This window comes from Streptosporangium sp. NPDC048886 (genome assembly GCF_055586905.1).
The window spans coordinates 72,663-80,921 of sequence record NZ_JBVJHH010000046.1 but is presented as its reverse complement, the minus strand read 5'-3'; the positions used below and the strand labels follow the sequence as shown (position 1 = coordinate 80,921).

General features: G+C 66.0%; 4 protein-coding genes. All 4 read right to left on the bottom strand.

The features are described 5' to 3' along the window. Window positions 1-733 precede the first annotated feature (733 nt). The 4 genes from ACZ6R6_RS40195 to ACZ6R6_RS40180 all read right to left on the bottom strand — a co-directional run bounded on the left by ACZ6R6_RS40195 (window position 734) and on the right by ACZ6R6_RS40180 (window position 8,127). Complete coding sequence (locus ACZ6R6_RS40195; RefSeq protein WP_470102181.1) at window positions 734-1,309, bottom strand: hypothetical protein; 576 nt, start codon at window positions 1,307-1,309, stop codon at window positions 734-736. 64 nt (window positions 1,310-1,373) lie between these two features. Further along, window positions 1,374-6,242: a hypothetical protein gene (locus tag ACZ6R6_RS40190; protein WP_470102180.1), complete on the bottom strand. Its 4,869-nt coding sequence runs from the start codon at window positions 6,240-6,242 to the stop codon at window positions 1,374-1,376. A gap of 570 nt (window positions 6,243-6,812) precedes the next feature. After that, a complete protein-coding gene (locus ACZ6R6_RS40185) occupies window positions 6,813-7,016 on the bottom strand; it encodes a hypothetical protein (protein WP_306876168.1) in 204 nt (67 codons plus the stop codon). 784 nt (window positions 7,017-7,800) lie between these two features. Continuing rightward, on the bottom strand, window positions 7,801-8,127 hold the full coding sequence (locus ACZ6R6_RS40180; RefSeq protein ID WP_470102179.1) for a hypothetical protein: 327 nt from the start codon (window positions 8,125-8,127) through the stop codon (window positions 7,801-7,803). Window positions 8,128-8,259 lie beyond the last annotated feature (132 nt).

Sequence of the window (8,259 nt, the reverse complement as noted above, 5' to 3'; positions counted from 1 at the left end):
CCGCGCCTCCGGCTTGGCCTGGCGCTGCGCGCCAGGCATTGCGCGGCTGAGCCCGGGCGCTGAAGCGCCCGGTTCGGAAGTGCAGATGATCACATGAGCTAGCCGTACAACAATCTTTGTACTTCAAGCTAAACCGTTTCAGCTATTCGTTAGCAAGCCTAACGAATAGCTGAAATCCGCTAATCAAGGACCTGAACTGGCATTTCAAGGAGATCGCCCGCCTGCAACCCATCACCTGATCTCCGCAGGCCGCGGTGCTCACACAGTCGGTCTGTGCCCCTCCCGGCGGACCTGAGATCGGCAACCTGCCGACCGGCTCTATCGCACCTTCAGAGTAGAGCCGGCACCGGTACCCCTCACAGCCAAGCCCGCTCGCGGGCTTATCGCATTGACTCTGCTCATCAACCAAGTTACATGTAATTACCTTATCAAACTGACACTGGTAACCATTAAACGTATCTACCTCACAGCTCGATGCGGTGCTCATCCGATGACCTGATCACCTGTGTTGTCAGAACCCGGATTACTCGGCCCTACGAGCCTGGTTGATTCGATCCTCCAAACAGGGGCACCTCAGCTAGCCCGATCACGGCCACTTTGATTCGATCCCAGCTCCCCACACGGGCTTACCATCCCTCACGCATGAACCGCTGTTCGGGGGACGGGCTGGTGGCCGGCACCGCCTGACGTCTCAGGCTGTGACGGCATGACGAGGTTGTTTCTCATCCAGCGTTCAGCTGGTCATATCGGCTCTGAAGTCCAGGCCGCTCATGTCCTCGAAGACCCAGTCCGGTTCGGTCTCCTCTTCGTCCCAGCCAGTCAGGCCGTAGGCTCGGGCAAAGCCCTGGTTGAAGGTGCTGTAGGCGGCGTCTTCTCCGTTGGCGAGCCAGGCGTCGATCGTGTTTCCTACCACCTCGGAGTCAATGTGGTAGTCGTCGAACCTGCGTTTGCGGCGGTATTGCGCCTCCGCGCTGAGCGGACCGCATACCGCTGTACCTGACATCCGCATGCCGCGGCTGCGCATCAGTGACTCACGCCGGGTTCCCAGGATCTGGCGGCGTCCCTGGGGAGTAGCCCGCACGCGGTCGGCGACCGTACGGAGGGCATTGAGGGCGTCGGGCTGGGGTGCCCGGATACGCTGGCGTCCGGTCTGGGTGATCCAGCGTTCGACCGTACGGGGGGCGCGGCCCACGATGGGGGCGATGGCGCGTGCGATCGCGGCTTTGCTGGCCCCGGGGGGAACACCGACTGATCGGGCCGCGATGCGGACCAGCTCACGGACGCTGTTCGGGTCATGTCCGGTGATCATCCGATAGACCTCATCCCTGTTGGCCCTGGCGTAGCCGGCGAGGTCGGGGTTGGAGACGCGTTCGTCACCCCGAGGCATGCCGGCCTCGGTCCAGGTCGGAGGGGGCGCTGGTGGTCAATGGTGTCCAATCGGCAGCGGGGGTCAGGACGCTGTAGGGGAAAGGCTTGCGGGAGGCGAGAAGCTCGGCGACGTCTTCCAGCCGGGCTGAGGCTTTGTGTTTGACCTGGCCCAGGCGTAGTCCTGTCTCCAGAGGTGCCGGGCAGGAGGTCATCGGGTCGGGGTCGGCGGAGGCGAACAGCACGTTGTCGGTGTCGATGACGGCCAGTGGGAAACGTCCGCTGACCTCGCCGATCTTCACGAGTTTGCGGAGCAGGTTCGCCCGTGCCTGGGCGATGATCGCGTGACGCCAGTCGGGCCGGTGGAAGAGCTTGCCTTCGCGGTATTGGGAACTGCCCAGGGCGCCGATGGTCGCCTTGTAGACGTCTTTGACTGCTTCCAGCAGTGGCCCGGCGTCGGTGTCGCCTTCGTCGCGTAGTTCAAGCAGGTGGAGCCGGGCCTGGTCGATGGTGGTGCCCCATTTGTTGAGGTAGGTCGTCTTGCGTTCCCAGATGTAGGCCTCAATGATGTCCGGCTCGAGGTCGAACAGGTCCGCCGCGACTCGCAGGGTGGGTGAGGTGAACCATGCTGTGCCGTCTTCGCGGGGGCGGGCCAGGTTCACGAAGGGCGTGGGCAGTGTCCAGGTGTCCCAGTGGGGGACTTTGATCAGCCAGTAGCCGGCTCTCTTGGGGTCGAACCGTAGCGGTGTCTTGTCGTCGGCGACGAAGTGGTCGACACCGTCAAGTCCCAGCGGGGCATGCATCGCAGCCGACAAGAACATCGAATTGAAGTCGTAGGCGTGGAGGAAGGGCATGTCGACTTCGGCGCCGCGTGGTGGCCGGGACCAGCTGTTGTGTCCCTGATAGTCGCCTTCGCCGGGAAGTTTTGCGGGAGGGATCGGTTCGACCGGCTCGGTGACGACGATCTTCCGGTCGGCATCGCACAAGGCGATCAGGTCTTCTCCGGTGGCGGCGCTGGAGACACGGAACGGCAGGCCGAGTTCGGTGGCGTAGCGCTGCAGGCGTTCGGCCAGGGTGGGGGGGGTGGGGTCGTCGGTCAGCAGGGTGTCCATACCTGCGGCCTCCACCAGGGGGATCAGGCACAGCAGGGCCCCGGCGCCGTCGGCGCGCCACATGCGTATCCATGGGATGAGTTTGTCGGTGGCGGCTCGGCTCACTCTCCAGCCGACCGGGAAGGACGAGGTGATGAATGGGTGGTTGGCGGCTTCGGCGAGGACCTTCTCTTGGTCGCGGATCCGTTCCGGGAGGTCGACGGGGAGGCCGACCTGGCGGATCAGGTCGGCGGTCATCCAGATCTGGCCGACCTCGGGAAGGGTCTTGCCGCCTCCCCAGCCCAGGCGCAGGTCGACTGCGAGCTCGGCCAGCTGGCCGAGGTGGGTGAGCGGGACGGGTAGGTCGATTACCTCTCCGCCTGGTAGGTGGATGCCGCTGACGTCGGCCACCGCCGCCGGTGCTCGCCAGCGCTGTCCGGTGGGTGCGGGCTGTGGTGCGGGGGACTGCTCGCCGGCGTGGTCGAAGGGGATGTCGGTGTGTGGGGTGGCTTCAGGGAGTTCGCAGGTGACATGGACGACGATGTCGTCGAAGGTCACCACGCACGGGTCGCCGCAGACCACACAGGGCTGAGCCTCGGTCAACAGCTGCGATCTCATGTCCGGATCCTCTTTCTGGGGACCAGCGGCTCGGTGTGCGGCGGTCTCGGGGCTGGTGACGTCCGTGGGCTCGGTGGGGAGGTTCTGGGCAGGGCTCTTGCCATGGGTCGTCGTTGCGTCGTGGACCAGCTTCACCGGTGGGCCGCCCGCATCGGGGGCAGGGTCTGGGCTTTGCCCGTCATCGTCATCGGTGTCGAAGCCGAAGACCTTGGCTTCGGACAGATCCCAGACTCGGGGGCGGTCGCCACCGGGCATCGTCCGTGGATGTGTCCGGCGGATCTTGTTGCCGTGGATGAGGACTTTCAGTGCTTCTGTCTCCTCCAGTGCTTCTCCGGTCGAGTACATCGTTTCTTCGTAGGCGTCGCCCATGGCGGCGGCCAGCTGCCGGATCGCGGCCAGGGTGAGCTTGGGCTCCAGGTACAGGCGGCGGCCTTCGTCGGTGTCGGCGTAGCAGCCGATCAGCTGGCGTCCTGGTCGCATTGTCGAGATCGCACGTCCCTGGCTGTCCAGTCGGCCGTCCTGGTCTACGTGGTAGCCGTAGCGGGGAGCGATGTCGGAGTGTGGTGCGGTTCCGTTCTGGCTGGTGATGTAGCCGTAGCGGCCGCGCAGGACGGCGGCGATCATCGACAGGATCTTGTGGCCGTGGCTGACCGGCTCATCGGGGTGGGCCTGGGAGTCGCCTGCCGCGGTCAGGCCCTTCCAGGCCTGTTCCCATGTCTGGTCTGCCTGGGCGTCGGTGTAGACGCCGACGTCGACGAGGTGGTCGAGCATGGCCCGCCAGCCGGCCGCCAGATTGGCCAGAGCCTCGGCGGTCCGTTCGGCGTATCCGGCCTCCCGCCAGGCCCGGGCGTAGTCCAGCAGGCGCTGCTGGGTCAGCTCCAGCACGTGTTCGCGGCGGCCGGCGATCCAGCGGATGAAGGAGGCCATCACCAGGGCACGTCCGTGTCGGGAGGTCTTCTCCCACAGTGCCTCGCGGACGTCAGTGGCGATCTCGCCCTTGCGGAAGGGGACCGTCAGGGCCCGCTCGGTCGCGCTGGCCGCTGACGGTCCGACCTCTCCGGTGACGATCAGCGAGCCTCGTGGCGGGGTGGGTGTACGCAGCTCGGCCTCGCGGTCCAGCCGGTCTCTTGTCTCACCGTTGTATTGAAGGCGGATGATGCCGCCCAGGCGTTCGGCGGCCGCACGCATCGAACGGTCCGGGGCGGCGTCGTCGGCGAGAGTGAGGGTGTCGCGCATCAGGTAGAGGGTCCTGGCGGCGGCGTTGGCAGTGGCGCCGCGTTCGGACAGGGAAATCACTGAGGCGTCGAACGGCAGGTCGGGGGCGAAGTGGTGCAGAGCGACCTTGGCCATCGAGGTCTTGTAGGAGCCCTTGCCGCCGATCAGGGCGACCGCCGGTGCGGTCCGGGTGATCGCGGCCCGGTAGGCGATACCGGACAGGACCGCGCCGATCCGTGGCGGCAGCAGTTCCAGCAGGCCGGTCGAATGTTGTGCGGCGGCGGCCAGTGCGGTGCGCTCACCGTCGCGGGGGGGTGGCTCGGGCAGGCGGTAGAGGGCCAGCTTGTGCGGGAAGTGCGTGGGCACGTTCACCGGGCCGTCGGCGCCGATGCCGCCACCGGCGTGCACGTAGACGTCGCCGTTAGGGGTGGGGATCCAGCCGGGTGCGTTGTGCAGCACCTGGACTTCGGCCAGCGGGCTGGTCATGCGGATCGCGTCACGGATGCGGGCCAGGCCGCCGCGGGAGGAGTCGTAGGTGACACCGGGCCAGGGCAGGTCGTCCAGCCAGGCGCCCTTGCCGAAGTCGTCCCGGTTGACTCGCAACTGCCGTATTTCGCCGGGTGCCTTGGGGTGTTCCAGCTCCAGCAGGTATCCGCTGGTCACTGGTGGGTCGTCCGGATCCACCAGGCTGCCGCGTTGCTCCACCCGGATGATCCGTGCGGTGCAGCCCAGCACGGTGTCGTAGGTGATGGTGCCCTTGACCCGGTCGTGGCGCACTCGTACTAGTTCGCCGTGGCGGACCATGTAGGTCGGTCGCTGGTTGGGCTGTTCGGGAGTGCTGCCGCCCGGGCCTCCGTCACCTGGGCCTCCGTCATCGCCTTCTCCGTCGCCGTGCAGCAGCCGCAGGGCCGGTCGGAACTCCTCCAGAAGGGCGCCGGCGGCCAGGTGGGCGGCCGCGGTGATGCCCGCGGTGGGCTCCACGACCCGGATCGTGGCAGCCACTTCGGTCAGGCGGCTCATGATGTCGCGGGCGCAGGCGTAGCCGCCGGTGTCGCGGTCGGCCACGACCACCACCGAGGCGTCGGCCAGGTGGGCGGTCAGTTCGGGACGCCAGGCCAGGGCGCAGGCTCCGGCGGCCTCGATCGCCGTGGCGTTCTCGGCGGTGATGGCCAGATACAAGGCCTCGCCGCGGGCGGCTGCCAGCCGTACGCGTAACTGGTCCTCATCGAGTGTCTGAAGCTCCTGGAGGCTGTGTCCGGCCTCCAGGTGGTCGGTGACGTCGTTGCCCGTCACGGGCTCTGTCACGCGCACTGAGGCGGTGAGCGGTGCGAGCTCGGCGAGCAGCCGCCGTGCACGGGCGTAGCCGGCCGCGTCGCGGTCGGCCACGATCACCACATGCGCGCCCGTCAGCTGGCGTGTCAGGTTCTCGTGCCAGTTTCCCGCGCCTGAGGCGTTGGTCGTGCCGCACACTCCGGCAGCGGTCAGGGATTCGCTGTCTTTTTCCCCCTCGGCCAGGAAGACCGGCAGGTCGGCGGCGATCGCTTCCAGGACCTGTGGCAGCCGGTAGAGGACCTTCCGCTCGGGCGCGCCCGGCACCCAGCGGCCGGAGTCCGGATCCCAGTGCTTCTGGGAGAAGGACTTGCTATGGCCGTGCTCGTAGCTCCGTTCTTTACGGATCACTTGGCCGACTCGCAGGCCGTGCTCGTCGAAGTAGGTGTAGGTGGCCACCTGCCGCCAGCCGCTGGTCGGTCTCCCCAGGGTGGGTTTGGCTGTTCTGGCAGGGGCGCCGCCGGTCGCGGCGGCCGGGGTGGTCGGCCGTAGCCGGCGTCGCTGGCGTGCGGGTTGGGAGGTCCGGTCGAGCTTGGACGGGACAGGATCGTCCCACAGATCGCTCATCCGCAGGTCTGCGGCCTCCACGATGAGTTCGATGGCGCAGCCGGCATGACAGTGCATCAGAGTCTGTCCGTTACGCCAGCTGATCGATAGTGACGGGCTGTCGTCTTCGTGGACGGGGCACTGTACCTGTGCCTGGTCGCCGCGCGGACGCACGACGGAGCCGAGGCGATCAAACGCCTCAAGCACGCGTCGCAGCGATGCTCGCGGTTCGACGGCCAGCACGGTCACTGGGGCAATTCCTCCTGTCACAGACTTCGTAGCCTGTGTTACGACCTACTCCAGACGGGCTTTTGCGTCCCCGGATGTCGCGTGAGGAGGTCCCCAGCTGCCTGTCCGGGCAGGCGCCGATTCGGGCCTGCAGGGCAAACAACTTCAAAGGATCACGTCAAGGCGGTGGTAGGAGTGTGTGTGACACGGGCATTGTGAGTCACAGCTAGCTCGACACGCCGAGAGTGATCCCAATATGGGACTCCCCGGGCAAGACGGGCTACACTCTTAACTAGCTCCACGACGGAAGCCCGTCTGGTGCTAGCTCCACGACGGAAACCGGTCTGGGAAAACACGATTCCGCGTGATTCTTTGTGGGACCCCCTGCGGCGCCAACCGCGGGGGTTCTTCATTTGTGGCCTACGCGCTGAGAGACATCGCCTCCCAGTCGACGTTGGCGAGAATCGCAGCCAACAGATCGGCCTGTGACATGCCACGGCGCTCGGCCTCCTGCTTGAAGCGCTGAGCATAGGGCACGGGGACCTCACCCTTGACTAGTTTGCGAGGGCCCTTCGAAGGACGCCCCATCTTGGCCTTGCCCTTGATCTGGGTCTCGCTCTCCATGTGACCATCTTTCCAGTACTAGAAAGTCGAATGCGACTGTTTCCGGTTCTTCGGCGTGTCGCGGCTGCCTTCCACCAGTATCCACCTGCATCGGATGCTCCAGTCTGCTCTTCGAATGACTTCGATCTGATTGCTCACGGTGTGACATCACCCCAGGCGGCAGGGTGTCGCGCTGCAGGTGAGGTAAGGATCTCTCATCGCGCTCTCGCCGATGTAGAAGTCCTGGAAATCGCCTCATCGAATCCTTAGGGGCGAAGCGTTCCTCCTCGGCTGGCGAGTTCCCGCAGCTCAGGCCCCCCTCCGAAGTAGTAGTTGCGTAGACAATCATGTAGAGGAGAGATTCTGCGCCTGAACGCAACATGGTCTCCAAAAAGTGGTGCAGTGGTGCAGTGGTGGGCATCACTGCAGGTCAGAATGGGTTTTTTGCTGCACCACCGGTGCACCACTCACCGGGTCCTGCACCACTTCCGGGTGCCCTGCACCACTTCTAGGTGGCTCCTGCACCACTTCTAGATGGCGCTGCTTCGGGCTCTGGATGGGGGCTGCTTCGGGTTGAACCGCTCAGTGAAGCGGTGCCCACCGGATCCGGGACTGATCGGGAGACCTGTGAACGGCCGGATGGGAGGGAAACAGAGCGGCGGTCGGGCGGGCCCACCTTCAAAGGTGGGCCCGCCCGACCGCCGGTGAGACAGCAGCACTGAACACTTGATGGTCGACGACCGTCGATATCGAGCCGCGACAAGGGGCGAGAAGGCTTGGAGCCGATCAGCGGCTGAGTGCCGGACTATCCCCGTGTCTCGGGGTCGTCGTCAAGGAGGTATGCCTCGACCGCCACCGACACCAGGGTGGACAGATGCTCGGCGCCGGTCTCCGCGACCAGCTCGTTCAGGACTTCGATCTCCGCCGGGCGCAGCTGGACCGGCCACAGGACACGGCGCGCTCCAGGCTCCGACTTGGATCGCAGGTTGACACGAGTGGGGAATCTTGAGCCCTTCGGTCGCGTGACCTCGAGGCGCGCTTTCACCAGCGGTGACAGAACGTCCTGCTCCAGGGCGTGGTCGATCGCATCCATGGCCAACCGGGCGTAGTCGATCTTTTCTGCCCGGGCCACGTCCCTGGCCTTCCTCTTGGCCTCGGGCGTCAAGTAGACGCTGACCTGCTCCGGTGTCTGGTAGCCCGATGGCCTGGTCGCGGCCGTCGCCCGGGAGCGGGGGCGTGGTGCGGGGGTCTTCCGCGCAGGTCT